This is a genomic window from Archangium sp., assembly GCF_057119385.1.
Genome location: NZ_DBNGVP010000011.1, coordinates 1 through 23,867 on the forward strand (window position 1 = coordinate 1; position 23,867 = coordinate 23,867).

The 23,867-nt window shown below is 70.3% G+C and carries 24 protein-coding genes; 14 read left to right on the forward strand and 10 right to left on the reverse strand.

Annotated elements, in window-relative coordinates:
* The 4 genes from AC16DP_RS03085 to AC16DP_RS03100 all read right to left on the reverse strand — a co-directional run.
* Window positions 1-441 (reverse strand): hypothetical protein (locus AC16DP_RS03085; RefSeq protein WP_483956621.1); only part of this gene is annotated, 441 nt, incomplete at its 3' end.
* 355 nt (window positions 442-796) lie between these two features.
* A complete protein-coding gene (locus tag AC16DP_RS03090; RefSeq protein ID WP_329730848.1) occupies window positions 797-1,141 on the reverse strand; it encodes a hypothetical protein in 345 nt (114 codons plus the stop codon).
* Between the two features lie 143 nt (window positions 1,142-1,284).
* A complete protein-coding gene (glgX, locus tag AC16DP_RS03095) occupies window positions 1,285-3,417 on the reverse strand; it encodes a glycogen debranching protein GlgX (RefSeq protein ID WP_329730847.1) in 2,133 nt (710 codons plus the stop codon).
* Window positions 3,418-3,552: 135 nt separating this feature from the next.
* Window positions 3,553-3,822 carry a hypothetical protein gene (locus AC16DP_RS03100; protein WP_329730846.1) on the reverse strand — a complete coding sequence of 90 codons (270 nt, stop codon included), beginning with the start codon at window positions 3,820-3,822 and terminating at the stop codon, window positions 3,553-3,555.
* Window positions 3,823-4,122: 300 nt separating this feature from the next.
* Here AC16DP_RS03100 and AC16DP_RS03105 point away from each other — a divergent pair, with 300 nt between their 5' ends.
* From AC16DP_RS03105 to AC16DP_RS03115, 3 genes are all read left to right on the forward strand, one after another.
* Window positions 4,123-4,536: a hypothetical protein gene (locus AC16DP_RS03105; protein ID WP_329730845.1), complete on the forward strand. Its 414-nt coding sequence runs from the start codon at window positions 4,123-4,125 to the stop codon at window positions 4,534-4,536.
* Window positions 4,537-4,605: 69 nt separating this feature from the next.
* A complete protein-coding gene (locus tag AC16DP_RS03110) occupies window positions 4,606-4,752 on the forward strand; it encodes a hypothetical protein (protein WP_329730844.1) in 147 nt (48 codons plus the stop codon).
* Between the two features lie 105 nt (window positions 4,753-4,857).
* The gene (locus tag AC16DP_RS03115; protein WP_329730843.1) at window positions 4,858-6,936 is read left to right on the forward strand and encodes a monovalent cation:proton antiporter family protein; all 2,079 of its coding nucleotides are present in this window, start codon (window positions 4,858-4,860) and stop codon (window positions 6,934-6,936) included.
* Between the two features lie 99 nt (window positions 6,937-7,035).
* Here AC16DP_RS03115 and AC16DP_RS03120 read toward each other — a convergent pair whose 3' ends face one another.
* Window positions 7,036-7,761, reverse strand: coding sequence for a pilus assembly protein N-terminal domain-containing protein (locus AC16DP_RS03120; protein WP_329730842.1), 726 nt, complete (start codon window positions 7,759-7,761; stop codon window positions 7,036-7,038).
* Between the two features lie 64 nt (window positions 7,762-7,825).
* Between AC16DP_RS03120 and AC16DP_RS03125 the strand changes: the two genes are divergently transcribed.
* On the forward strand, window positions 7,826-9,172 hold the full coding sequence (locus AC16DP_RS03125; RefSeq protein ID WP_329730841.1) for a hemolysin family protein: 1,347 nt from the start codon (window positions 7,826-7,828) through the stop codon (window positions 9,170-9,172).
* 80 nt (window positions 9,173-9,252) lie between these two features.
* The gene (locus tag AC16DP_RS03130) at window positions 9,253-11,256 is read left to right on the forward strand and encodes a sensor histidine kinase (RefSeq protein ID WP_329730840.1); all 2,004 of its coding nucleotides are present in this window, start codon (window positions 9,253-9,255) and stop codon (window positions 11,254-11,256) included.
* 25 nt (window positions 11,257-11,281) lie between these two features.
* On the opposite strand, the gene AC16DP_RS03135 is transcribed toward AC16DP_RS03130, so the two are convergent.
* Genes AC16DP_RS03135 through glgA form a run of 3 tightly spaced genes read right to left on the reverse strand, consistent with a single transcriptional unit; the run spans window position 11,282 to window position 14,147 of the window.
* The gene (locus tag AC16DP_RS03135) at window positions 11,282-11,752 is read right to left on the reverse strand and encodes a hypothetical protein (protein WP_329730839.1); all 471 of its coding nucleotides are present in this window, start codon (window positions 11,750-11,752) and stop codon (window positions 11,282-11,284) included.
* On the reverse strand, window positions 11,752-12,660 hold the full coding sequence (locus AC16DP_RS03140; RefSeq protein ID WP_329730854.1) for a serine/threonine protein kinase: 909 nt from the start codon (window positions 12,658-12,660) through the stop codon (window positions 11,752-11,754). The genes AC16DP_RS03135 and AC16DP_RS03140 overlap by 1 nt, the downstream gene beginning before the upstream one ends.
* A 56-nt stretch (window positions 12,661-12,716) precedes the next feature.
* The gene (gene glgA / locus AC16DP_RS03145) at window positions 12,717-14,147 is read right to left on the reverse strand and encodes a glycogen synthase GlgA (protein ID WP_329730838.1); all 1,431 of its coding nucleotides are present in this window, start codon (window positions 14,145-14,147) and stop codon (window positions 12,717-12,719) included.
* 73 nt (window positions 14,148-14,220) lie between these two features.
* On the opposite strand from glgA, the gene pdxH reads away from it, so the two are divergent.
* Window positions 14,221-14,817 carry a pyridoxamine 5'-phosphate oxidase gene (gene pdxH / locus AC16DP_RS03150; protein ID WP_329730853.1) on the forward strand — a complete coding sequence of 199 codons (597 nt, stop codon included), beginning with the start codon at window positions 14,221-14,223 and terminating at the stop codon, window positions 14,815-14,817.
* 1 nt (window position 14,818) lies between these two features.
* On the opposite strand, the gene AC16DP_RS03155 is transcribed toward pdxH, so the two are convergent.
* Window positions 14,819-15,511: an SDR family oxidoreductase gene (locus AC16DP_RS03155; RefSeq protein WP_329730837.1), complete on the reverse strand. Its 693-nt coding sequence runs from the start codon at window positions 15,509-15,511 to the stop codon at window positions 14,819-14,821.
* A 110-nt stretch (window positions 15,512-15,621) separates the two neighbouring features.
* Between AC16DP_RS03155 and hemG the strand changes: the two genes are divergently transcribed.
* The 7 genes from hemG to AC16DP_RS03190 all read left to right on the forward strand — a co-directional run bounded on the left by hemG (window position 15,622) and on the right by AC16DP_RS03190 (window position 22,366).
* Complete coding sequence (gene hemG, locus AC16DP_RS03160; protein ID WP_329730836.1) at window positions 15,622-16,986, forward strand: protoporphyrinogen oxidase; 1,365 nt, start codon at window positions 15,622-15,624, stop codon at window positions 16,984-16,986.
* Window positions 16,987-17,072: 86 nt separating this feature from the next.
* The gene (locus tag AC16DP_RS03165; protein WP_329730835.1) at window positions 17,073-17,213 is read left to right on the forward strand and encodes a hypothetical protein; all 141 of its coding nucleotides are present in this window, start codon (window positions 17,073-17,075) and stop codon (window positions 17,211-17,213) included.
* A 50-nt stretch (window positions 17,214-17,263) separates the two neighbouring features.
* The gene (locus AC16DP_RS03170) at window positions 17,264-18,313 is read left to right on the forward strand and encodes a sensor histidine kinase (protein WP_329730834.1); all 1,050 of its coding nucleotides are present in this window, start codon (window positions 17,264-17,266) and stop codon (window positions 18,311-18,313) included.
* Between the two features lie 36 nt (window positions 18,314-18,349).
* A complete protein-coding gene (locus AC16DP_RS03175) occupies window positions 18,350-18,937 on the forward strand; it encodes a DUF2378 family protein (protein ID WP_329730833.1) in 588 nt (195 codons plus the stop codon).
* A 24-nt stretch (window positions 18,938-18,961) separates the two neighbouring features.
* Window positions 18,962-19,948: a Rieske 2Fe-2S domain-containing protein gene (locus AC16DP_RS03180; protein WP_329730832.1), complete on the forward strand. Its 987-nt coding sequence runs from the start codon at window positions 18,962-18,964 to the stop codon at window positions 19,946-19,948.
* Window positions 19,932-20,852 (forward strand): fatty acid desaturase, encoded by a 921-nt coding sequence (locus AC16DP_RS03185; protein ID WP_329730831.1) that lies wholly within the window; start codon window positions 19,932-19,934, stop codon window positions 20,850-20,852. Before AC16DP_RS03180 ends, AC16DP_RS03185 begins: the two co-directional genes overlap by 17 nt.
* Before the next feature lie 8 nt (window positions 20,853-20,860).
* A complete protein-coding gene (locus AC16DP_RS03190; RefSeq protein ID WP_329730830.1) occupies window positions 20,861-22,366 on the forward strand; it encodes a phosphatase PAP2 family protein in 1,506 nt (501 codons plus the stop codon).
* On the opposite strand, the gene AC16DP_RS03195 is transcribed toward AC16DP_RS03190, so the two are convergent.
* Window positions 22,338-22,958 (reverse strand): SgcJ/EcaC family oxidoreductase, encoded by a 621-nt coding sequence (locus tag AC16DP_RS03195; protein ID WP_329730829.1) that lies wholly within the window; start codon window positions 22,956-22,958, stop codon window positions 22,338-22,340. The genes AC16DP_RS03190 and AC16DP_RS03195 overlap by 29 nt on opposite strands.
* A 138-nt stretch (window positions 22,959-23,096) precedes the next feature.
* Between AC16DP_RS03195 and AC16DP_RS03200 the strand changes: the two genes are divergently transcribed.
* On the forward strand, window positions 23,097-23,867 hold the full coding sequence (locus AC16DP_RS03200) for an ROK family protein (protein WP_329730828.1): 771 nt from the start codon (window positions 23,097-23,099) through the stop codon (window positions 23,865-23,867).

Here is a 23,867-nt window from a genome sequence, read left to right on the forward strand (position 1 = left end):
GTCGCGCAGGTCGAAGATGGGGTGGTTGTAGCGCACGGCGTTGAGGTCCTGCTGGGGAAGCATGCCGGCGTGCCGGGCCGACAGTTCGCCGAGGGTGCCGCGCCAGTCGCCGCGCGAGAGCGTGCTGATGCCCGGCTCCCGGGAGAAGGGGCCCGGGGCATGTCTGTCAAAGGCGGGCAGCGCGTGCAGGCTGGAGAGGTAGCCCGACAGCGCCGAGGCCGGCACCGTGGGGATGCAGTGGGTGCACAGTGCCTGCTCGAGCTGGGCGCGGGTGAGCACGTCGCCACAGGCGTCCTCGCGCTGGCCGGGCCCGGCCTGGACGACGGCCAGCGCCGCCCCGTGGGGGACGAGCTGGAAGGCCTCGCCAGAAATGGGCAACGGTGGGCCCTTGCCGGGCCGCCCTGATTTCGGGCCCAGGTGCTTCTTCGGCGGCGGCGTCATGCGCACTCCTCCCGGAGCTTCTCCCGTCTCACGGCCACGGTCGCCGGAGCATAGCCGGACGGTACGGGCCAGGCTTTCCATCCAAGGGGGCCGTCGTCACCCACCCGCTCCCGGCGAGAGCCCAGGGCCCGAGCCTTCCTCCCCCTTCCCAGTGGTAGACGTCTACCACCAAAGGAGTACCTTTCGACACATACGCACACCCGAGTGGTAGACGTCTACCACCCGAGCCCGCACCGCCCCACGAGGCCACGTACAGGTGCAACTCGCCCCCACCCCCGCGAAGGCGGGTTCTGCGAGGGCGTGACGTTCCCGGAGCCGGTGCTCCAGCCCAACCCTCCCCGGGGGCGCACGGTGCTCAGATGATGTCATCGGGCAGGTAGACGCGGTGATCGGCGGGCAGTTGGCCCGAGCCCGCCAGCTTCAAGTACTCCTCGGTGCTGCGCACGGTGGCAATCACCTCGGGCACGCCATTGCGCGTCACCACCACCGCGCCGATGGTCCCCGGTGGCGAATGGAAGATGGCCCAGAACGCCGCCCGCTCCTCGGGCGTCGGCTCCGCGCGGATGCGTTGCACGATCATCATGGCCAATCCGGCGGGCCCCACCGCCATCAGGGCCAGACCCGGCCATCCGATGGGGCCCGAAAGCTTCTGGCGGATGCTCAGGTCGATCCAGAGAATCGAAACAATCGCAAAGGCCACGATCCACGCTCCCGCCCCGCCACGGGCGTGCCGTCCCCGGGACACACGGTCCGCACGGCCGGGGCGGGAGACAAGCGCGGGGCCGGAGCCGGGCCCCTATTCCCCGAGGGGCGGGAGGATGCCCGCCCGCCCGAGCACCGGGCCTAGGGGGCCGGCACCTCGCGGAAGACGGCGAGCGAGCGGCCCGTCAGCTCGAAGGGGCCGGAGGGCACGGGCTCCTCGGGGCCTCGCTGGTCATCCGCGGTGTAGAACTCGATGACCCACCGGGAGCCCTGGGCCGGGGGCGGCACGATGAAGCGGACGGGCTCGTGGTGGGCGTTGAGCAGCACCAGGAGGGCGTCGCCGATGACGCGCTGGCCGCGCTCGTCGGGCGAGGGGATGGCATCCCCCCCCAGGAGGAACGCGAGCGAGCGGGTGAAGGGCTTCTGCCAGTCCTCCTGGCCCATCTCCGTGCCATCCGGGCGGAACCACGCGAGGTCCTTGTACTCCGAGTCCCAGATGTGCTTGCCCTGGAAGAAGCGGCGGCGCTGGAGCACCGGCTGGCGGTGGCGGAACTGGATGAGGCGCGAGGTGAACTCGAGCAGGGCCAGGCGGCGCTCGTCGAGGTTCCAGTCCACCCAGGACAGCTCGTTGTCCTGGCAGTAGGCGTTGTTGTTGCCCTTCTGGGTGCGGCCCATCTCGTCACCGGCGACGATCATCGGCACGCCCTGCGAGAGGAAGAGCGAGGCGAGCAGGTTGCGCTTCTGGCGCTCGCGCAGGGAGACGACGCCCGCGTCCCCGGTCTCGCCCTCCACGCCGCAGTTCCATGCCTGGTTGTCGTCGGCGCCGTCGCGGTTGTGCTCGCCGTTGGCCTCGTTGTGCTTGTGGCTGTAGGTGACGAGGTCGTGCAGGGTGAAGCCGTCGTGGGCGGTGACGAAGTTGATGCTGGCCTGGGGCCGGCGGCGCGCGCCCTGGTAGAGATCCGAGGAGCCGGTGAGCCGGTGGCCCACCTCGCCGGCGAGGTTCTCGTCGCCCTTCCAGTAGCGGCGCAGGGCGTCACGGTACTTGCCGTTCCACTCGCGCCAGGGCGCCTGGAAGCCGCCCACCTGGTAGCCGCCGAGTCCCACGTCCCAGGGCTCGGCGATGAGCTTCACCCGGCTGAGCACGGGGTCCTGGTTGAGGATCTGGAAGATGGGGGCGCTGGGGGAGAACTCGCCCTGGCCCACGCGGCCGAGCACGGTGGCCAGGTCGAAGCGGAACCCGTCCACGTGCATCTCCTCCACCCAGTAGCGCAGGGAGTCCACGATGAGGCGCGCGGCCTGGGGGTTGGAGGCGTTGAGGCTGTTGCCGCAGCCGGTGAAGTCCAGGGAGTAGCGCGCCTCGGGCATGAGCCAGTAGTAGCTGGCGTTGTCCACGCCCTTGAGCGACAGGGTGGGCCCCAGGTGGTTGCCCTCGCACGAGTGGTTGTAGACGACGTCGAGCAGCACCTCGATGCCGGCGGCGTGCAGGGCCTTCACCATGCCCTTGAACTCGTTGACGGCGCCGCCCGGCGTGCGGCGGCTGGCGTAGGAGGCCTCGGGGGCGAAGTAGCACAGGGTGTTGTAGCCCCAGAAGTTGGACAGGCCCTTCTCGCCGAGGAAGGAGTCATCCGCGAAGGCGTGCACCGGCAGCAGCTCCACCGAGGTGACGCCCAGCTTGAGCAGGTGCTCGATGATGGCCGGGTGGCCGAGGGCGGCGTAGGTGCCGCGCTGGTTCTCGGGCACCTTGGGGTGGCGCATGGTGAGGCCCTTGACGTGGGCCTCGTAGATGACCGTCTTGCGCCAGGGCACGTCCGGGCGGCGCTCGTTGCCCCAGTCGAAGGAGTCGCCCACCACCACGCTCTTGGGCACGCCCGCGGCGCTGTCGCGCTCGTCGCGCATCAGATCCTGCTTCTCGTTGCCGAGCGTGTAGCCGAAGACGGGCTGGGACCAGTCCACCTCGCCATGCAGCGCCTTGGCGTACGGGTCCACCAGCAGCTTGTACGGGTTGCAGCGGTGGCCCTTCTGCGGCTCGTAGGGCCCGTGGGCCCGCAGGCCGTAGAGCGTGCCCGGCTCCAGGCCCGGCACGTAGCCGTGCCAGACGTCATCGGTCCTCGACGGCAGCTCGAAGCGCTCCACCTCCTTCGAGGGGTTCCGCGGATCGAAGAGACAGACCTCGACGCGGGTGGCCACCTGCGAGAAGACCGCGAAGTTGACCCCCGTGCCGTCGAACGTCGCGCCCCGTGGGTACGGCTTGCCCGGCCAGACTTCCCTGGTCATACGCGTCGCTATCCTTTCGAACGGAGTGGGTGGAATCTGTGGGTGGAGGTCCCCCTATTCAAGGACTTCACGGTGCGTCCGACCCGGGAGGAGTGGAGCGTCCACCCGCCATACAGATGGAGCGTCCACCAGCCATCAGGAGGTGCGCAGGTGGCTGTAGGCGATCTCGGCCAGCGCGTCGAAGGTGGGCACGATCCAGGAGAGCGAGCGCTTCACGCGGCGCTCCTCGGACCAGGCCATGAAGGTCTCCAGCTGCTCGGGGCTGGGGGAGACGCGCTGGCGCTGGCGCTTGGCCAGGGCGAGCGCGTCCAGCGGGGAGTGCCCGAGCTCCACCAGCACGCACAGGGCCAGCAGCGCGCTGCGGCCGATCCAGTCCAGATTCAACGGCCACGCGTGCGGACCCATCCGTGTGCCCCTCCCCCACCGCTCCAGGCTCGGGCGGCCCCTGTGCGCCGCCCCTGCCCGAAGCCAGGCACCCGGCGGCCGGGGGAAGTGCGCCCCCAGGTACGAGGCCACGCCCGCCCGCCTGCCTGGGGGGCGGAGGTGCGCGAGAACCCGCCGAACCCGACGAGGGCGCCTGACAGCGGCGGCTTTCGAAGAGTGCCTTTCCCTGGAAGCGCTCCGGATGTTAGGAGGTTTTGAGCACAAATTTTCATGAGAACCGTTGGCCCCGCATCCCGGCGCGAGCACCCGAGCGCCCGAGGGATGGCCCTGGTTGGCGCAGCCTGCGCCCTCCTGTTGGCCGTCGTGGCCGGCGTGTGTGCTCTGGACGCCCGGGGCGCCGGGCACACGGAGGCCCGGCGGGTCTCCACGGTCCGGGAGCCGAAGAAGCACGGGCGCTCGCTCTCGGCCCATCTGCCCGGGCGGCATCAGAATCTGCTCGGCGTCCACGTGTCGCCGGTGCAGGGCCAGCTGGAGCTGCCGCGTCCCACCAGCAAGCCGCCCCCGCTGCACCCGCGAGCGGATGCGCGCCCCGGCCCGGCGATCCGGCCGGAAGCCCTGCTCGCGGAGCGCACGAGACGGCAGTTGTCGTGCGTGCTGCCCACGCGTCACGGCCGCATCGCGGATCGCCCCATCGTCGCCAACTGTCCCGCGCGAGGACCTCCGCGGACCGCCTGACGTTCCGGTCCCGGAGTTCCACTTCTTCCAACGCGCGCCAGGGCCCCTGGTGCGTGTGAGGCATTCCCTTTGCGCAACGAACAGAACGAAACGACGACGTCTCCAGTCTCCACCAACGAAGGCCACGCCCACTGGCAGGTGGGACGGCTCATCCTCGCGGTGGCCGTCTGCCTGCTCATCATCGGCGCCGCCATCGCCTTCGAGCGGTTCGGCTGACGGAAGGGCGGGCGCACCGGCCCCTCGGCCGTTCCGGGGCCGGTGCGCTCCTCCGAGGCCCTCCGCTTCCCTTCCCTCCCTCGATTTCCAGCAGGTGATTCAGCGATGCACGGTGCTCACGACTTCCTCAAGGCCCTGGCGATGGTCCTCTGCGTCGCGGCGGTGACGTCCATCATCTTCCAGCGGCTGCGCCAACCCGTGGTGCTCGGCTACATCATCGCGGGGCTCATCATCGGCCCCCACGTCCCCATTCCGCTCGTGGCCGACGCGGGCATCGTCCAGACGCTGTCGGAGCTGGGCGTCATCCTCCTCATGTTCTCGCTCGGGCTGGAGTTCAGCCTGCGCAAGCTGTTCCAGGTGGGCCCCACGGCGGGCATCACGGCCGTCATCCAATGCAGCCTGATGATCTGGCTCGGCTTCGTGGTGGGCCGGGCCTTCGGCTGGACGACGCTCGAGAGCATCTTCGTCGGCGCCATCATCGCCATCTCCAGCACGACCATCATCGCCAAGGCGTTCGACGAGCAGGGCATCAAGGGCAAGCTGCGGGAGATCGTCGTCGGGGTGCTCATCGTGGAGGATCTCATCGCCATCCTGCTGATGGCGACGCTCACGGCGGTGTCCAGCGGCGCGGGCCTGTCGGCGGGGCAGCTGGCGCTGACCATCGGCCGGCTGGGGCTGTTCCTGGTGGGGCTGGTGGTGGTGGGGCTGCTGGTGATTCCACGTGTGGTGCGGGCCGTGCACAAGCTCGAGCGGCCGGAGACGCTGCTGGTGACGAGCGTGGGCATCTGCTTCGCCGTGGCGCTGCTGGCGCAGGAGTTCGGCTACTCGGTGGCGCTGGGCGCGTTCCTCGCGGGCTCGCTGGTGGCGGAGTCCGGCAAGGAGAAGGACGTCGAGCACCTGGTGCAGCCCGTGCGAGACGTGTTCGCCGCCATCTTCTTCGTGTCGGTGGGCATGCTCATCGACCCCGCGCTCGTGGCGCAGCACTGGGTGGCGGTGGCCGTGCTGACGGGGGTGGTCATCGTGGGCAAGCTGGTGGGCGTGTCGCTGGGCGTGTTCCTCACGGGGAATGGGACGCGCACGGCGGTGCAGTCCGGCCTGAGCCTGGCGCAGATTGGCGAGTTCTCCTTCATCATCGCGGGCCTGGGGCTGTCGCTGAACGCCACGGGCGCGTTCCTCTATCCGGTGGCGGTGGCCGTCTCGGCGATCACCACGCTCACCACGCCCTTCCTCATCCGGGCCTCGGGTCCGGTGGCCAACTTCGTGGACCGCAAGCTGCCCAAACCGCTCCAGACGTTCGCCGCGCTCTATGGGAGCTGGGTGGAGGGCCTGCGCGCCGCGCCGCCGCAGAAGACCACCGGCGCGAGGATCCGCCGCATGGTGCGCCTGATGGTGATCGACGCGGCCCTGCTCGCCGCGCTCGTCATCGGGACGTCGGTGTTCCTCGAGCGGCTCACCACGACGGTCGAGAGCCGAGGTGGACTGGGGGCGTCGGTGGCGCGCCTGCTCGTCATCGGGCTGGCCTCGGCGCTGGCGGTGCCGTTCCTCGTGGGCATCGTCCGGATGGCGCGGGGAATGGGCGTGCTGCTCGCGGACCTGGCCCTGCCTCCCGGAGAGGGCAAGCTGGATCGGGCCGCCGCGCCCCGGCGCGCGCTGGTGGTGACGCTCCAGCTGGCGAGCCTGCTCAGCGTGGGCATACCGCTCGTCGCGCTGACGCAGCCCTTCATCCCCGGCTTCCAGGGCGCGGCCGTGCTGCTCGTGCAGCTCGTGGTGATGGCCGTGGGATTCTGGCGCAGCGCCACCCATCTGCAGGGGCACGTGCGCGCGGGCTCGCAGGTCATCGTCTCGGCGCTCGCGGCCCAGACGCATGTGGGGAACGAGGAGAAGCAGGAGGAGCAGCTGAAGACACTCCATGCCATCCTGCCCGGGCTCGGCGAGCCGACACCGGTGCGGCTCGAGGCCTCCAGTCCGGCGGTGGGGCGGAGCCTCGCGCAGTTGAATCTGCGGGGAATGACGGGGGCCACGGTGCTGGCCATCCAGCGGGGCGAGGGCGGAGCGGTCGTGCCCACCGCGCAGGAGGTGCTGCGGGAGGGGGATGTGCTCGCGCTGGCCGGTACCCACGAGGCCATCGACGCGGCCCGGGCGGTGCTCGAGACGCCCCGGAGTCCGGAGGCCGTGGCGCCCTGAGTCTCTTCAGGAAATGTGACCGCTATCCCCTCTCCCCTCGGGAGAGGGGAAATTGGGCTCGGTATCAGCGCGGTGCCCAGGGGCACACCGTCGCGGACCTCAATCCGCGGGCGTGCCGGCATCGGGGCGTGCGGGCCGCTGCACGGTGACGCGGTCCTCCAGCGGCACACGGCCCACCGACTGGCGGAACAGCTCCCACAATGCCTTCCGGTGCCCCTCCGGCGTCGTGGAGCCCTCCAGCACCAACCCCGCCCCCCGGTAGCTCACGCCGAGGCCCAGGCCCTTCAACACCGGCGTCAGCGAGGTGAGCTGCTCCTGGAGCAGGGGCAGCTCGAAGGTCAGCTCCAGCTCTCGCGCCAGGTACGCGTCCGTCTTCAGCAGCGCGCGCAGCGCCTCACGGCAGCGTGAGTCCTTCACCCCGGCCGTCAGGCCCCGCTCGGCCCCCTGGGCCACCTGGAGTCCCGGGCAGGCCTTGCGCGCCGCGGCCACCAGGGGCTCGGTGGCGGGCAGGGGCTCGGGGGGCGAGCCCACCACCAGCCGCCACACGGCGAACTTCCCCTCGGCGTACAGCAGCAGCAACGTGCGCCCGGGCTTGAGCCCCGTGAGCAGCAGCTCGTTGCTGCCCTCGAGCACCTCGGCGGTGGCGATGGACGGGTCCTCCACCTCCACGAAGTCCACGACGCTCAGCTTGTGGAAGCGCTCCTTGCCCGGCTCCAGCGCCATCACCAGGTCCACCGGCCAGGCCGAGGCCCGGAGCGGCGCCAGCAGGAGGGCGGCCAGGAAGGCGAGCAATGGAAGGGCCCTGCGGCTCACTGGTGGACGCATGCGCACCCCGGTCCTCTCGGAAAGTGTGCGTCTGCTCTTACCACGGGGTATGTAGGGAGGTCCTATGCCTCCCTGGGTCCTTTGGACCGCCTGCCTGGCCCTCATCCTCCTCCGGGGCTTCGTCGCCGCCGCCGAGTCCGCCCTCTATGGCACCTCCGACCTGCGTGCCCAGGAGCTGGCGAAGTCCACTCCGAAAGCCGGTGGCCGGGTGCTCCGCCACAAGACCGAGCGCGAGGCGACCGCCACGGCCCTGCGCATGGGCAGCGTGCTGTGCGGCTTCCTCGCCGCCGCCATCGGCTCCTTCGTGCCCCCGCAGTTGCTCAACTTCAGCCGGTGGGGCAATGCCGCGTGGCTGGACGTGGCCACGGTGCTCGCGGGCGCCCTGCTGGTGGGTGTGCTCGCCGCCCTCATCGAGGTGACGATGCGCGGCCTGGCCAACGCCGGCCCCGAGCGCTGGGCGCTGCGCCTGTCCTGGCTCGTCTCGGTGCTCGTCTTCCTCTTCTTCCCGCCCATGCGGCTGCTCATGGTGCCCATCAACCTGGTGGCCCGCGGCTTCGGCCGCATCCTGCGCTTCGAGCCCCCGCCTCCGCCCCTCGAGGAGCTGGAGAAGCTGCTCGCCGCCCAGGCCGCCAAGGAGGAGGTGGACCAGAGCGCTCCCCAGCTCATCCGCTCCATCTTCGAGCTGTCCGACAAGCGCTGCCGGGACGTGATGGTGCCTCGCACCGAGGTGGTGTGCGTGGACATCTCCACCCCGCCCGAGCAGGTGTTGCGCCTGCTGGCCGAGGAGAACCACTCGCGCATCCCCGTCTACCGGGATGACGTGGACCACATCCTCGGCGTGCTGCACGCGAGAGATCTGATTCCGCTGCTCCAGCACCCCGAGTTGATCGTCCTGCAGGACATCATCCGTCCGGCGCACTTCGTGCCGTGGCTCAAGCCGATTGGAGATCTGCTGCGCGAGATGCAGCGCAAGAAGATCCACATGGCCATCGTGGTGGACGAGTACGGCGGCTTCATGGGGATCGTCACGTTGGAGGACATCCTCCGGGAGATCGTCGGCGACATCGGCGACGAGTTCGAGGTGGAGGAGAAGCAGGTGGAGAAGCAGCAGGACGGGAGCTTCCTGGTGGACGCCGCGCTGGAGGTGGAGCAGTTCACCCAGGCCTTCGGCTTCTCGCTGCCGGACGGGGACTTCGACACGCTGGGCGGCTTCCTGTCGTCCATGGCGGGGCACCTGCCGGACGTGGGCGAGCGCTTCACCTACAACGGCTGGGCCTTCACGGTGCACGCCAAGGAAGGGGCGCGCATCGACCGGGTGCGGATGACGAAGCTCAAGACGCCCAGCAAGGAGCCCGCGCCGCCCAAGGACGCCACGGGCAAGGACGGCGCGAGCCAGGAGGCCAAGGCCTGAGCCTCACTCCAGCCAAGGCCATCGCGCTCTTTCTGTTCTTCATCAGCGCGTCAGCTGCCTTCGCGGCTCAACCGGATGTCGTGGTGGAGGGCACACAAGACATCTGGCACGTCGGGCAGCGCCTGTTCGTGTTGGAGGATGAGTCCCAGGCATTGACCATCGAGGATGTGTCTCGGCCCGAGCTCGCCCATCGCTTCATCCGCTCGTCCATGGACCCGCCCACCCATGGCTTCTCGCGCAGCGCCTACTGGGTGCGCTTCTCCTATCTCGAAAAGAATCTGGCGCCAGAACGGAGCTGGCTCCTGGCCGTGATGAACGCGTCCCTGGAGCAGGTAGACGTCTATTTCCAGCGGCCAGACGGGTCCTTTGATGTCCGGCGGGGTGGGGCACGGGTTCCATGGGCCATGCGGGAGGTTGCCCACCGGTTTCATGCCTTCCACCTGCCCGAGGCCCACACTGAACCGGTCACCGTCTACATCCGCGTTCAAACCTCGTCCCTCATGACCCTGCCCGTGGAGATCCTGACGGGCGACAAGCTGACGCGAGTCGCCGCGTCTCTCCTGGTTCCCTGGTGGATCTACGCCGGCATCCTGGCCAGCATGGTGCTGTTCAACACGGTCTTGTATGTCTTTCTGAGGGACCGGGCCTACCTCTACTACGTCCTCTATATCGTTTTCTTCGGCCATTTCATCCTGCTGAGATTCTCGGGGATCGGCCATGAATACCTTCCCGACGCGGGTCCCTGGCTGGTGCGGATCCCTCAGTCCCTCGCGCATCTGGGGGGGCTGTGCGTCGTGCTGTTCGCGCGCTCGTTCTTGCATACCTCCAGAACGGTGCCCGGGCTGGATCGGCTCCTGCGCGCATGGCTCGCGGTCTGCGGCATCTCCACGGTGCTTGCCGCCTTCATCCCGGTTCGAGTGTCACTCCTCATCGGGAACACCCTGGCGCTGGTGTCCGGGCCGTTGCTGCTCGGGGTGTCCATTGCCGTTTGGAGGCGTGGCTTCGGGCCAGCGCGCTTCTTCCTCGCGGGCTGGAGCTCGCTCTGCCTGGCCGTCGTTCTCGTTCCCCTCTCCAATCAGGGGTGGCTGCCCACCAACATCGTGACCCGGCACCTCGTCATGGTGGGCTCGGCACTGGAAATGATTCTGTTCGCGCTCGCGCTGGCGAATCGGATCAACGAGGCCAAGAAAGAGAGCGAGGCCGCCAGGCGCCAGGCGCTCGAGGGGGAGATCCACCGGTTGCGGAACATCGAGCTGCGGCAGGCCAATGAGGAGATTCTCCGCAAGCAAGAGCAGCTCGTTCAGGCGGAGAAGCTCGCGTCCATGGGGCAGCTCGCGGCGGGAGTCGCGCATGAAATCAAGAACCCGCTCAACTTCGTCAACAACTTCTCGCTCTCGCTGGTGGAGATGACGGATGAGTTGTTGCAGGAGTTCAAGAGCCTGCCAGCGGACAAGCAGGCGGACCTGGCGATGCTCGCCAACGACTGCAGACAGACAGCCCAGAAGATCGCCGAGCATGGGAAACGCGCGGATGGAATCGTGCGCAGCATGCTGGAGCACGCGACCGTGCGGCCAGGAGTGAGGAGCCGGGTCGACCTCAACCGGTTCATCGAGGAGCACATCGGACTCCTCCTCCAGGACGCAAAGGGCCAGCGGCTCGGCGTCCCTGTCTCGGTCGAGAGGGCGCTCGAGCCGGGACTCCCCCCGGTCGAGATCATCCCTCAGGAGCTGGGGCGCGCACTGCTCAACCTTCTGAGCAACGCCTTGCATGCCGTCAGCGAGCAGCACAAGAAAGGGCTCGGCGGCTATGCTCCGGCCGTTTGCGTTTCCACCCTCCGCCAGGAGGACCGTGTGGAGATTCGCATCCAGGACAACGGGACGGGGATTCCGGCAGCGGTTCGCGAGAGGATATTCGAGCCGTTCTTCACGACGAAGCGGCCTGGGGAAGGGCTCGGGCTGGGGCTGTCGCTCAGCCATGGCATCATCACCAAACGGCACGAGGGGACACTGGAGTTCGATAGCACCGAGAATGATGGAACGACCTTCATCATTACCTTGCCATTCAACGCGCGAGTGCGCCCCTGAGCGGTAGGGCTCAGCGCCCCTGGCCTCACTCCGGCCGGGGCATGCCAGGCCGGAGCTGGAGCCGCAGGGAGCGCTCGGCGCGGAAGGGCAGCAGGCGCACCGTCTCGCCGAAGGTCAGCGCCACCCCGCCGCCCACCTCCACCCGCCACGTGCGAGGAGGCTCGCCCTCCGCGGGCGCGGACCGCAGCGGGAAGGACACCGTGAGGGTGCGCCGCGCGTCCGCGGCCAGCGGCAGGCCCGTCAACCCGCGCGTGCCCACCGCGTAGCGCTGCCCGTTGAGCAGCAGCTCGAAGTCCACCCCCGTCACCTGCGCGTCCCAGAAGGTGGGGTTCTCCACGTCCAGGCGCAGGGTGAGCTCTCCGATGCCCTCCGGCGTGAAGGCGAGCCCCACCTCCTCCACCCGTACCGCCTTGTCCAGCGCGTGCGGCCGCAGCGTCACCCCGGCGCACCCGGCCAGCCACGGCAGCACCCACAGGAGGAGCGCGAGCCGGCGCATCAGCCCCCCAGGAGGGGCTTGAGCGCCTCCACCGAGAGCGGCCACCCGGCGCGGCGGGCCAGCACCTCCAGGGCGCGGATGAACTCCGTGGCCGATTGGAAGCGGCGCGCCTTGTCCGCGAAGAGCGCCTTGCGCGCCACCTGCACCGCGTAGTCCGGCAGCTCCGGCGCGACCGAGGACAGCAGCGGCGCCCGCGCGTCCCGCACCTTGTGCATCATCTCCGCCTCGCCGTCCGCGACGTGCAGGCGCCGGTTGGCCAGCAGCTCCCAGAAGATGACGCCCACCGAGTACAAGTCGCTGCGCGCATCCACCGTCTGGCCCAGCACCTGCTCCGGGCTCATGTACGGCAGCGTGCCGCGCAGCGCGCCCGTGTCCCCGCGCGTCACGCCCTCCACGTCCGCCACGCCGAAGTCGGTGAGCTTCACGTCCCCCGCCACGCTCAGCAGGATGTTGGCCGGGTTCACGTCGCGGTGGACGATGCTGCCCCCCGCCGCCCCGCCCTCGCCCAGCTTCGCGCGGTGGATGTAGTCCAGCGCCTTGAGCGTGCTCCAGCAGATGTAGCAGGCGGCCTCGGGCGGCATCGCCGTCCGCGCCTTCATCAACAGCTCCTGCATGAAGCCGAGCGTCCGGCCCGACACCAGCTCCTGCACCATCAGGTAGTCCGGCCCCGCCTTGAAGAGGCGGAAGGTGCGGACGATGTTGGGATGGCGCAGCCGCACGGTGAGCTTCGCCTCGTCGACGAAGGCCTTCACGTAGGCGCCATCGTTGCGGTACGTGGGCAACAGGCGCTTGAGCACCACGTCCTCCGGCTCGCCCGGAGAGCGCTGCGTGGTGGGCTTCGCCCGTGCCTGGTACACCTCGGCCATCCCGCCAACCGCCAGTCGGCCGACGACCTCATACCCACCCAGGTCAGGTGCTTGCTGCGACACGTCCCCAGCCTACCCCTCTTTGTGTTGAACACCCACTATTGCGTCAGCAGGGACGTAAATAGCCGCTCGTACTTGCGCGCCGACGCCGCCCAGGAGAAGTCCCGGCCCATGCCCCGGCGCCGGAAGCCCAGCAGCCGCTCCGGCTCGGCGTAGAGGGCCTGGGCCCGCCGCAGGGCCGCCAGGAGCGCCGCCGGGTGGAAGGCCTCGAAGAGGAGGCCATCCCCGTCCATGCTCCCATCCACCGTGTCCACCAGGCCGCCCGTGGCCCGGACGATGGGCACCGTCCCGTAGCGCAGCGAGTACATCTGGTTGAGCCCGCACGGCTCGTAGCGGCTGGGCATGATGAAGAAGTCCGCCCCCGCCTCCACCAGGTGGCTCAGCCCCTGGTCGAAGCCGATGAACGTCCCCACCTGCCCGGGGAAGTGGTGCTGGAGGGTGCGCAGCCCGTCCTCGTACCGGCCCTCGCCGCTGCCCACCGCCACGAAGCGGATGTCCGCCTGGAGCGCCTGGGGCATCACCTCCAGCAGCAGATCCACCCCCTTCTGCCACGCCAGCCGCGACACGATGCCGAACACCGGCGCCCGCGTCTCCGGCTCCAGCCCGAAGCGGCTCAGCAGCGCGCGCCGGCACGCGGCCTTGCCCGTGAGGTCGTCCGCCCCGTAGCGCTCCGGGAGGTACGGGTCCGTCTCCGGGTTCCACTCGTGCACGTCGATGCCATTGAGGATGCCGCTGAGCACCCCCTGGCGCTTGCGCAGCAGCCCGTCCAGGTTGGCGCCCCCCTCCGGCTGCTGAATCTCCCGGGCGTAGGTGGGCGAGACGGTGGTGAGGGCGTCGGAGAACTGGAGGGCGCCCTTGAGGAAGTTGACGGTGTCGTAGAACTCGAGCCCGTGCTCGGAGGTGAAGAGCTCCCAGGGCAGCCCCAGGTCGCCCATGATCTCCTTACCGAACTGGCCCTGGTAGGCGAGGTTGTGGATGGTGAGGACGCTCCGGGCCCGCCCCAGGGCCGTGGCCTGGTAGGCGCGCCGGAGGGCCACCGCCGTCAACCCCGTCTGCCAGTCGTTGAGGTGGACGATGTCCGGGGTGAAGCCCAGGCGCTGGGCGGCCTGGAGCGCGCCGATGGACAGATAGGCGTAGCGGCGGTGGTTGTCGCCGAACTCGCCCCACATGTCCCCGTAGATGCCGCCCCGGTTGTAGAAGTGCTCGTTCTCCAGGAAGAGCAGCTCCAGGTTGGGCGAGGGGCGCAGGGAGAGGATGGGCCCGCGCTCGACGCCGAAGGGGAAGCGCAGCTCCAGGTGGTGGCCGGTGGGGGTGAGACGCTCCCTCGGGATAGACCCGTAGCGAGGAGAGACGACCTTCACCTCGTGGCCGAGCGCCGCCAGCTCCGCGGGCAGCGCCCCCGCCACGTCCCCGAGTCCGCCCGTCTTGGAGTAGGGGGCGACTTCGGAGGCCACGTAGAGAATCTTCATGGAATGAGACGATGCCGTGTGTGACGCGCGAGTCAACCCCAACACGCGGCTCGCACTCCGGGAGCGGGTTGGTATGGTGGGGGGCGTGGAACATCCCCTGGATCCGTTCGAACGTTTCGCGGCCCTCTTCGAGGAGGCCAAGCGCGTCATTCCCGTGGACCCCAACGCCATGACGGTGGCGTCGGTGGGGCCCGACGGCAGGCCGTCCACGCGCGTGGTGCTGCTCAAGGACTTCGACGCGCGGGGCTTCGTCTTCTACACGAACCTGGAGAGCCGCAAGGGGCGGGAGCTGTTGGGCCACCCCTGGGCGGCCCTGAGCTTCTTCTGGCAGCCGCTGGAGCGGCAGGTCCGGATAGAGGGGCGCGTGGAGCGGGTGTCGGACGCGGAGGCGGATGCGTACTTCCAGAGCCGGCCCCGCGGGAGCCAGGTGGGCGCGTGGGCCAGCCTGCAGAGCCAGACACTGCCCTCGCGCGAGGTGCTGGAGGCCCGGGTGGAGGAGCTGACCCGCGAGTACGAGGGCCAGACGGTGCCCCGGCCGCCGCACTGGTCGGGCCTGCGGGTGGTGCCCGACCGCATCGAGTTCTGGCACGCGCGGCCGAGCCGGCTGCACGACCGGCTCGTCTACCTGCGCGAGGGCAACGGCTGGAGGACGGAAGTCCTCTACCCGTGAGCTACCAGGGGAGCTCCTGCCCCTGGTAGCTGAAGAACCGGCCGCCATCCTCCGCCTTGAGCCGGTCGATGACGTTGAGCATCCCGCGCACGGACTCCTCGGGGCGCAGCGGCGCCTGGGGGCCACCCATGTCCGTCTGCACCCAGCCGGGGTGCATGGAGATGGTGACGAAGCCCTCGCCATGCAGGTCCACGTGCATGTTGCGCATGGCCATGTTCAGCGCGGCCTTGGAGATGCGGTAGCCGTAGGAGCCGCCCATCCCGTTGTCGCCGATGGAGCCCATCTGCGAGGTGATGTGGATGATGCGCCGCGCCGAGCCGCGCCGCAGGGCCGGCAGCAGGGCCGCGGTGAGCCGCAGGGGCCCCAGCGTGTTGACGGCGAAGGTGCTCGCCATCGACTCGTAATCCAGCTCGGTCAGCGCCCCATCCTTCCCGTAGACGCCCGCGTTGTTGATGAGCACGTCCAGCGGCTGGCCCTGCCCCACCGCGGCGGCGAAGGCGTCCACGCTCTTCGGCTCGGAGATGTCCAGCGCGTGCAGCCGCAGCCGGCCCTCCGCACCCCGGACGAGCTCCTGGAGCTGCCGGGCCTCGGAGGGAGTACGGACCCCCGCCTCGAGGGTGTCTCCACGGTTGAGAAGCTGACGAACGAACTCGAGGCCCAGGCCTCGGCTGGCACCGGTAATGGCGTAGCGCATGGCGTCCATTAAATGCCCGCTCGCCCCCGAAAAGACATGCTGCCCCGCGGTACTTGACCCGGCATGGACCGCCGGTGGAAATCCGGGTTGCACCGGGAGTGGAACCGAGCATGAGCGTCGTCATCATTGGAGGCGGAATCAGTGGGTTGGCCCTGGCCCATGGGCTGCGCTCGCGGGGAGCCGGGGTGACCCTGCTGGAGGCGGGCCCGAGGCTCGGGGGCTACATCCAGTCGCGCAGCCGGGACGGGTTCATCACCGAGGCGGGTCCCAACAGCTTCGTGGACCGCGAGCCCACGCTGCGCACGCTGGCGGCCAGCCTGGGCATCGAGGGGCGCATCCGCACGGCGGACCCCGCGGCGAAACGGCGCTACGTCTACAGCCGGGGCAGGCTCCGCGAGGTGCCCCAGTCCCCGCCGGCCCTGCTGAAGTCGGACGTGGTGCCCTGGGGTGCGAAGCTGCGGATGATGGGCGAGCTCTTCACCCGGCGCGCACCGGACGGCGAGGAGTCGCTGGCGGACTTCGGGCGGCGCCACGTGGGACGCACGGCCACGGCGGTGCTGGTGGACGCCATGCAGACGGGCATCTACGCGGGCGACGTGGAGGCGCTGAGCGTGGGCGCCATCTTCCCCAAGGTGGTGGAGCTGGAGAAGAAGCACCGCAGCCTCGTGCTGGGCATGGTGCGCGCCCAGAAGGAGGCGCGGAAGGCCCTGCCCCCCGGTGAGGGCGCGCCGAAGCCCTCGGGCCAGGTGGCCTCGTTCGACGGCGGCCTGCAGGTGCTGGTGGACGCCCTGGCCCAGGCGCTCGGGCCGGTGGCGCGCACCGGGACGAAGCTGGTGGGGCTGCGACGCGAGGGCAACGGCTGGCGGCTCGCGGTGGAGGAGCACGGACAGCAGGCGGAGCTGGCCGCGGACAAGGTGGTGCTGACGGTGCCGGCGTACGTGGCGGCGGAGCTGCTGCGGCCGCTGGACGAGAAGCTCGCGGCGCGGGTTGCGGGCATCGCCTACGCGCCCGTGGCCGTGGTGCACCTGGGCTACGCGCCGGGCACCGTGCCGCCGCAGGACGGCTTCGGCTTCCTGGTGCCCACGGTGGAGCGGCGGCGGGTGCTGGGCGTCATCCATGCCTCGGCCACCTTCCCCTGGCGCGCCGAGGGCGGCCGCGTCCTCTACACCTGCATGGTGGGCGGGGCGAAGCGGCCGGACCTGGTGGAGATGGATGCCGCGGCGCTGGTGACGCTGGCGCGCGAGGAGTTGCGGGAGCTGGCCGGCGTCTCGGCCGAGCCCGTCTTCACCGAGGTCTTCCACTGGAAGCGGGGCATCCCCCAGTACAACGTGGGCCACCTGGCGCGGATGGCCGCCATCGACGAGGGCCTGGCCCGCCTGCCCGGGCTGTCCCTCACCGGCAACGCCTACAAGGGCGTGGGCCTCACCGACTGCGTCCGCAACGCCGACGCCCTGGCGGAGACGCTCGCGCGCTGAGGCGGGCCGGGAGACCGTTCACCCCCGGCTTTCGACCGCTCGGCTGGCCGGCCGCCCATGTCAGAGGGAAACGAGACACTGTGGGGATGACCCCCCACAGCCCGGAGCGCACCATGGCCCCCACCAGCCGTGCCCTGCTCGTCCCCCTGGCCGTCCTCCTCTTCCCCCTCGTCCTGCTCGGAGCCCTGGCGCTGGGCACCGCCGGGGCGAGGGAAACCCCCACGTGAGCCCCACCGCCTGGGCCTGGGCCGGGTGGTATGCTCACACCCGGTCCGCCATGAACGAAGGCTCCATCGTCCGCGCCACCCTCAAGGCGCTCTTCGTGCCCAGGCGGCTGCTCCCCATCGTCCTCATCAGCCTGCCGCTGGTGGCCGCCCAGGTCCGCTTCAGCCCGTATGAGCCCATGGCGGCGCCCCTGGGCGTGCTGCTGTGTGCCCTCTGCGTGGCCGTGGCGCCGGTGTCCTACCGCGTCCTCTTCCCCGAGGGCCTCGACTTCAGCCACGGCGGTATCCGCTTGCTGCTCTACGCCACCGTGGGCGTGGGCGTCGTGCTGTCCGTGGGCGCCGTGGTGCCCAAGGTGCTGGACATGGGGCCCACCTTCCTCACGGACCGCTACAGCCTCGCCGTCTGCGCGGCCCTCTTCCTGGTGGGGGGCTGGGGCCTGGGCCGGGACATCGGCTTCGAGGAGAGCCTCGCCCTGGAGCGCGCCCGCGCCGCCCGGCTCGAGGTGGAGGCCGAGCAGGCCCAGTTGCTCGCGCTGCGCAGCCACCTGGATCCGCACTTCCTCTTCAACACGCTCAACGCCATCGCCGAGTGGTGCCAGACGGACGGTGCGGTGGCCGAGGCCGCCGTGCTGCGGCTCTCCGCCATGCTGCGCAGCGTGCTGGCCGGGGTGCGCGCCGCCACCTGGCCCCTGGAGCGCGAGCTGGAGCTGGTGCGCACCCTCTTCAACCTGCACCTGCTGCGCGACCCGGACCTCTTCCAGCTCTCCGTCGAGGTGGACCCTGGCCTGGAAGCCTTTCCCGTGCCGCCGCTCGTCCTGCTGCCGCTGGCGGAGAACGCGGTGAAGCACGGGCCCGCCGCCGGCCACCGGGGACTCATCTCCCTGAGCGTCCAGGCCCGGGGAGACGCGCTCGTCTTCACGCTGGAGAACCCCGGCGCCTCCAAGGGGCCGCGCGAGGGCAGCAGCGGCCTGCCCACCGTGGAGCGCCGGCTCGCCCTCGCCTACGAGGGGCGCGCCAGCCTCTCGCTCACCACCGGGGACGCGCGCACCCGCATCACCGTCACCCTGCCCCGCTCCGGCCCCGTCCCCGGCGTCGTCACCTGAGCCCGCCCAGGACGAGCAGCGTAGAATGGAGGGGCGATGGACACGAGAGACGCGCTGTTACACCGCGTCACGCGGGCCACACCGGACGCGTTCACCCATGGGCAGAACCAGGAGGACATCCTGCTGGGCCTCTCGGAGCTCTACGGCCCCGCCGTGGCCGAGGAGGTCCGAAGCCTCATCCCGGCCCTCGTGGGCCCGGGCTCCTTCAACTACCGCGTCGCGGACATGCTGAGGCTCTGCGACGTGGCGGCGCTCACCGCGGAAACACGGACGGGATGCCCCTATGGGGAGGCCCTCGAGCAGCTCGCGGGCTTCAGCATCCGCAGATTCCTCGACTCCCCGTTGGGCAAGGGGATGTGGATGATGGTGCCCCGGGACATGCACGAGATCCTGAAATGGTCCCTGGCCTCCATCCGCGCGGCGATGACGTACGGCCAGCGCAGGTACGAACAGCTCGGACCGGGCGCCGCCCGCATCGTCTTCCAGGGCGAGCTGATGGGACCGGCGTGGACGCGCGGTGTCTTCGTGAGCGGCGCCCAACGGCTGTCGCGTCAACCGCTCTCGGTGTCCGTCGAGAACCTGGCCGAGCCGGGCATGGACTTCGCCCTGCGCTTCACCTGGTAGCGGAGCATCCGGTAGGTTGCCGCCATGGCGGTGAATGTCGTGGCGTGGGCGGACCCGGTCCGTCGCTCCGAGCCGGCCCGGCTGCGCTCCTGGTACCTCGCGTGTCCCTCCGAAGCCCTCCGGCCCGGACAGGTGAGGGGCTGGAGCCTCGGCGGACGGGAGCTCGTGCTCTTTCGAGGCCAGAGCGGACGCGTCCAGGCCCTCTCCGCCCACTGCGCCCACATGGGGGCCCACCTCGCGCACGGCACCGTCGTCGGCGAGCACCTGCGCTGCCCGCTGCACCACTGGCGGTTCGACGGCAGTGGCATCTGCCGCGCGGCGCCGGGACGTCCTGACACCACGGGCAAGCCGGGACAGCGGGCCTTCCCGGTGGTGGAGCGCTACGGCGCCATCCTCGTGTTCAACGGCCCGGTGAGCCTCTTTCCCCCGCCCGAGGTGGGCAGCCCCGAGCTGCGCTGGCGCACCGGCCCGCCCGTGACCGTCGGGTGCTCGTGGCTGCCCATCGCGGCGAACTCCTTCGACATCGAGCACCTGCGCACCGTGCACCACCGCGAGCTGAGGGACGCGCCCACCGTGGAGCGCCTGGACCCGTTCACGCTCCGGCTGCGCTACACGTCCCGCGTCATCGGCACGGGGCTCAGCGACCGGTTGATGAAGGCGCTGTCGCGCGACCACATCCGCGTCACCATCACCCTCCATGGCGGAACGCTCCTCTCCGTGGAGAGCGACCTCGGCCGCACCCGCAGCGCCCTGCTCGCCGGGTTCCGCCCCCACCCCGAGGGCACATCGGTGTGGATGTCCTTCGCCGCGCCTCCGGGCCGGGTACCGGGGCTCGACCGGCTGCGCCTCGCCGTGTCGCGGTGGCTCTTCACCTCGTTCCTGCGGCGCGACCTCTCCGTGCTCGACGGGATGCGCTTCAACCCCGGCGCCGCCGTGGCCGACCCCGTGCTGCGCCACCTGCTCGACTTCGCCGCCCAGCTCCCGGAGGACACCGATGACGAGCGCGGGTGACGACGCCCCCATTCCGGCCACGCTCAACACCGTGCTGCTCGCCGCCGCCCTGGCCACCTGCGCCGGGTGCCTCTGGCTCGCCTCGCACGCGGAGCCGCTCGCCGCGCGGCTGCTGGCCGCCGTTGCGTTCTCCTATGTGAACAACACCGTCTTCTCGCTGCTCCACGAGGCGACGCACGGCGTGCTCCACTCCTCCCGGCGCGCCAATGACTGGCTGGGGCGGCTCGCGGCGGCCTTCTTTCCCACCTCGTACACGCTGCAGCGCACCTTCCACCTCACCCACCACCGCAACAACCGCACCGAGCTGGAGCAGTTCGACTACCTGCGCCCCGGGGACAACCGCTTCCTCAAGCACGCGCAGTGGTACTCCATCCTCACCGGGCTCTACTGGGCCTTCGTGCCGGTGGGCTGCCTCGCCTTCGCCCTCTTCCCCGGCCTGCTGCAACGGCTCCGGGGCCCGGGCACCCGCTACGGCGAGCAGACCGGCGCCGACGCCTACCTCGGACGGCTCGAGGACGCGCCGGGCACCACCATCCGGCTCGAGCTCCTGCTCATGCTGGCCGTGCAGGCCGGGCTGGTGCTCGCGCTGGACCTCAGCGTGTCCGGCCAGGCGCTGTGCTACGCGGCGTTCGCCGTCAATTGGAGCTCGCTCCAGTACGCGGACCATGCCTGGTCTCCGCTGCACGTGCGCGACGGAGCGTGGGATCTGCGCGTGGCCGCGCCCGTGCGCTGGCTGTTCCTCAACTACCACTACCACCGCGCCCACCACCGCCATCCGCGCGTGCCGTGGCTCTACCTGGGCCGCTACGTGGACGAGGACGTGCCCCGCCCCTCCTTCCTGCGCATCTGGCTGTCCATGTGGCGAGGCCCCCAGCCCCTCCCCGCGCCCGTGGAGGAACAATGAGCGGAGCGATGAGCACCCGCCCTCCCTTCTTCGGCTGGCCCCGCCGTGACGAGCTGGCCCTCACGGGCGCGATGGCGCTCGGCTTCTCGCTCTTCTTCCTGCTCGTCTACGGTGGCGCGAGCGCGGTGACGGGCTTCTACACGGGGGGCGTGCACGTGGAGCTGCCCTTCGAGCGGCACATCCCCTTCGTGCCCGCCTGGGCGGCCGTCTACGTGAGCATGGACGTGCTGCTGATGCTCTCGCTGCTCGTCTTCCGGACGTGGCGCGAGATGGTGCCCTTCGTGCTCGCGCTCTGTCTGCAGACGGTGGTGGGCGCCGTCTGCTTCCTGGTGCTCCCGGTCGAGGTGGCCTGGCCGCCCCGGGAGGTGAGCGGGAGCTGGGCCAGCGTCTTCTTCCTGGCCGATACGATGAACCTCGAGCGCAACTACCTGCCCTCGCTGCACGTGGCGTTCGCGAGCACGGCCGCCCTGGCCTATGGCGAGCGCGGGGGCTGGCTCGCGCGGAGCCTGTTCGGCCTCTGGGCCGCGGCCATCGCGGCGTCCACCCTGCTCATCCACGAGCACCACCTGGCCGACGTGGTGGCGGGCGCGCTCCTCGCCTGGGGAACGTGGCGCTTCGTGGCGGCCCGGGCCTCCCGCCCGGAGTTCCTCGAGGCGCTCCGGCTGGAAGCGCTCTGCGCTCGGGAGCTGTACCACTTCTCCCGCCGCCACCCACGCTACCTGCTGATCGCCCTGGGCCTCTATCGCTACGCACTGCCCCGGTGGCGCGAGACCCGGGTGGCCCGGACGGGCTTCTGCTTCCTCCAGCTCGTGGATGACGTGCTGGATGGAGATCGCCCCATCCCCGGCGAGCCGCTCGAATGGGTGGACGCCCTCCTCGTCCAGATGGAGACCGGCCACTGGAGCGGCACGGACGTGGCCTCCACGCTGGGCCGTGACTTCCTCTCCGGACTCGGGGACGAGGGCGCGCGCGCCGATGCGGTGCGGCTCGTGCGCATCATGCGGCGGGACCGCGAGCGCGTGCTCCACCACCAGGAGCTCGAGGCCGAGGCCCTCCGTGCCCACCACCGGGACACCTTCCTGCTGTCGGTAGGCCTGATGCTGCACGTGGCCGGAGTCGGCGTCCGTGCGTCCGATGCGCCGTCCCTGCTCGAGGCCTTCGGCTGGTGCTCCACGCTGCGAGACCTGCACGAGGACCTCCGCAAGGGCCTGCTCAACGTGCCGGCCGAGGTGACCCGGGCGGTGCGGGCCGAGGGCCTGGACCCGCTGCGCTACGAGGACCTGGTGGGCTCGGCGGCGGGGCGGGCCTGGGTGGTGGCCGAGCACGGCCGGGCACGTGTCCTGCTCGACCAGTCGGCGGTGGAGCTGGCCGGGCTCGAGGGCCGCTCCGGCGTGGCCCTGCTGCGGCTGTTCCACCGCTCCATCGAGGGCTTCTGGGCGAGGCGGTTGCCCCGGAAGTTCCCGTTCCTGCGAGAGACGGCCGGGCTCAGCTCGTCACCTTCCGGCGCACCGTGAAGCGGCCGATGACGATGCCGACGATGAGCATGGCCACCACCGCGATGCCGCCATAGACCAGCGCCGTGCGCTTCACCATGCCGAGCACGGGGTTGTCGAACACGTTGGTCGAGTAGTGGAAGGCGGCGATGAGCCACCGGTCCCCCTCCTTGACGAGGGTGCAGGTCCACCGGGAGTTGACGGTGATGTCCGTGCCATCGGTGAGCACGTAGTGGTCGGCCGAGGAGCCCTGGGCGACGCCCGCGTTGCCGTACAGGCGCGTGAGCTCGTCCACCTCGAACTTCGCGGTGAGCTTCCGCACCACGCGGTCCGGGCCATTCATCATCTTGTCGTAGTAGGCGCGGATGGCGTCCTTGCCCACGCGCACGTCGTTGTTCATCGTGGTGAAGACGACGTTCGGGTGGACGTGCGAGAGCAGCTTGTCGAGGTCCTGCGCGTTGAGCGCCTGCTCCATGTCGTTCTTGATGGCGCGCAGGGCCTGATGGGTGGCCTCGACCTCCGCCGCGCTGCCACCGGCGGACTCCTGAGCCCGGAGCGACCACGGGAGGCACAGCACCAGACACACCATCACACAGCCGAGAGTCCGATTCATGGGGTCTCCAGAAAAGGGGCCCATCCTACGCGGCTTCGCCACATGTCCAATCGCATACGGCTCAGCGCCCGCTGAGTCCGGAACCGTTGCCGTCCGGGTGGCGAGCCCTACACTGGCGCTCCACCGATGGAGGAACCGATGTCCCCCGACGAGGCCCCCGAACCGTCGCCGCGCAAGAAGACCGCCCGGGAGACCGCCGCGCCCGGTCCCAGGACGTTGGCCATCGACATCGGAGGAACCGGGCTCAAGGCACTCGTGCTCGGACCGGATGGGAAGCCGCTCACCGAGCGCCAGCGGGTGGTCACGCCGAAGCCCGCCACCCCCAAGGCGGTGATGGGCGCGCTGAAGAAGCTGATCGCGCCCCTCGGCCAGTTCGACCGCGTCTCCGTGGGCTTCCCCGGGGTGGTGGAGGAGGGCGTGACGAAGACGGCGCCCAACCTCCACAAGAGCTGGGCGGGGTTCAAGCTCGCCGAGGAGCTGTCCAAGGTCACGGGCCGCCCGACGCGCGTGCTCAACGACGCCGGAGTGCAGGGATTCGGCGTCATCGAGGGGCGTGGCGTGGAGATGGTCCTCACGCTGGGCACCGGCATGGGCTGCGCGCTGTATGTCGATGGCAAGTACGTGCCCAACCTGGAGCTCGCCCACCATCCGTTCCGCCACGGGAAGACGTATGAGGAGTACGTGGGCAACGCCGCGCTGAAGCGCGTGGGCCACAAGAAGTGGGTCAAGCACGTGCAGCGGGTGCTGGAGCAGATCCAGCCCATCTGGAACCCCCGGAAGATCTACGTGGGCGGCGGCAACGCCCGGTTGCTCGACGCCCCGCTCCCCGAGAACGTGCAAGTCACCGAGAACGTCGCCGGGCTGCTGGGCGGCTTCGCGCTCTGGAAGGACGAGCCGGTGCCGCGCTGA